The organism is Microbacterium sp. HMWF026 (assembly GCF_003061325.1).
In the GTDB taxonomy this organism is placed as follows: domain Bacteria; phylum Actinomycetota; class Actinomycetes; order Actinomycetales; family Microbacteriaceae; genus Microbacterium; species Microbacterium testaceum_E.
Map to the genome: position 1 here is coordinate 21036 of NZ_QAJB01000298.1, position 1816 is coordinate 22851.

Annotated in this window: 3 protein-coding genes; all 3 read left to right on the plus strand. The window is 72.7% G+C overall.

The features are described 5' to 3' along the window. The coding region (locus tag DBR36_RS11635) for an SCO4848 family membrane protein (RefSeq protein WP_108319561.1) at positions 1-184 on the plus strand (184 nt) is incomplete at its 5' end. A gap of 121 nt (positions 185-305) precedes the next feature. Beyond that, positions 306-1553, plus strand: coding sequence for an MFS transporter (locus DBR36_RS11640; protein WP_108319563.1), 1248 nt, complete (start codon positions 306-308; stop codon positions 1551-1553). A 25-nt stretch (positions 1554-1578) separates the two neighbouring features. After that, positions 1579-1816, plus strand: a 238-nt coding sequence (locus tag DBR36_RS11645; protein ID WP_308810953.1) for a glycine cleavage system protein R, incomplete at its 3' end; no start/stop codon positions are given.

Consider the following 1816-nt stretch of genomic DNA (forward strand, 5'->3'; position numbering starts at 1 on the left):
CAACGCCGTGTTCAACGCGGTCGTCTGGCCGCGTTTCTACCCTCGCATCGCGAAAGACCCCCGGGCGCGGGATGCCGCGGGCAAGCCGACGGCGTTCCTGATCGTCCACACGGTGCTCATCGCGATCGCCCTCGTGCTGGCTCTGGCGTCGGTGATCGCCGCCGTCGTCGCGCTCGTGTCGTGACCCGGGCGGCCATTCGCCACCCACGGTAGAATGAAGACGCGGGATCACCCCGCCGCACAGAGTGCACCTACCTACCGGTCCGGCAAGGCGGCACGTTCCATCGCCTCCCGGAGACCGCTCCATGTCACTGCCCGCGTCCTCATCCGCCGTCCTCGACCGCCCGCTCGTGCATCACACGGGGTTCTGGTACTTCCCGATCGCGTTCGTCGCCCGGCTCCCGTTCGCCATGATGACCGTCGGCGTGCTCGCCATCGTCGTCGCGCTGCGCGGCTCGGTGGCCCTCGGCGGCCTCACCTCGGCCGCCGTCGGTCTCGGCGTGGTCGTCGCCGGTCCCGTGCTGGGCGACCTCGCCGATCGATTCGGGCAGCGACGCGTTCTCATCCCGGTGGGTCTGGCCAACGGCATCCTGCTCGCGATCTTCCCCCTGGTGGTCGCCTCGCGCACGGGCGACGCCCTGCTGCTGGTCGCCGCGGCCGCGATCGGACTGACCGGTCCGCAGACCGCGGCGATGTCGCGCAGTCGCGTGATGGCGCTGATCGGCGAGCGTGTGCGCCCCGAGCGGCGCGAGCGCACGTTCTCGCGCGCGATGGCCTACGAATCGGCGGCCGACGAGACCGCGTTCGTCATCGGTCCCTTCGTCGTGGGCGTGCTGGCGGCGCTCATCGCCCCGTGGGCGCCCATCGCCGGGGCGGCGGTGCTGAGCTTCGTGTTCGTCACGGCCTTCGCCCTGCACCCGACCGGGCGCGCCGTGCCCGCACGCGCGGAGCGCGCCGAGATGGCGCCGGCACGAGAGCTGCTGCGGCCGCGTCTGACCGTGCTGGTGGCGGCGGTTTTCGGCGTGGGCTTGTTCTTCGGCTCGACGCTGACCTCGCTGACGGCCTTCATGGAGGCCCAGGGCGCTCCCGAAGCGGGAGCCCTGCTCTACGGCGTGATGGGTGTCGGTTCGGCGGTGCTCGCTCTGGCCGTGGCGCTGCTGCCCGAGGCGTTCGCGCTGCGGTGGCGGCTCGTCGCGTTCGCGGCGGTGCTGGCCGCCTCGGCGGGCGCGTACACCGTCGGAGGGTCGGTCGTCACGGTCACGGTCGTGCTGTGCCTCATGGGCATCGGCGTCGGTCCCTCGCTCGTCACGGTCTTCAGCCTCGCCGGGCTCCGCGCGCCGCGTGGGCGGTCGGCCTCGACGATGACCCTGCTCGCCTCGGCGCTGACCCTCGCGCAGGCGCTGTCGTCGGCGATCACCGGCGCTGTCGCCGAGAGCGTCTCGGTCGAGGCCGCGATGCTCCTGCCCGCCGTCGCGGCCGCTCTCGTGCTCGCGACCGCCGTGCTCAACGCCGCCGCGACACGACGGTGGGATGCCGCCACGGCGACCGCGTGAGTCGTCCGCTGGCTACGCTGTCGACATGACCACCCTCGTGCTCACCGTCGTCGGCGACGATCGAGCGGGCCTGGTGTCCGCGGTCGCCGACATCGTCGACTCCCACGGCGGCAACTGGGAGAACAGCGAACTCGCCGAACTGGCGGGCGCCTTCGCCGGGATCGTCGAGGTGTCCATCGCCCCCGACCGCGCCGACGACCTGCGCGCCGCCCTCGAGTCGCTCGCGGGCACGCTGACCGTCACCGTCCACGCGGGGTCTGCCG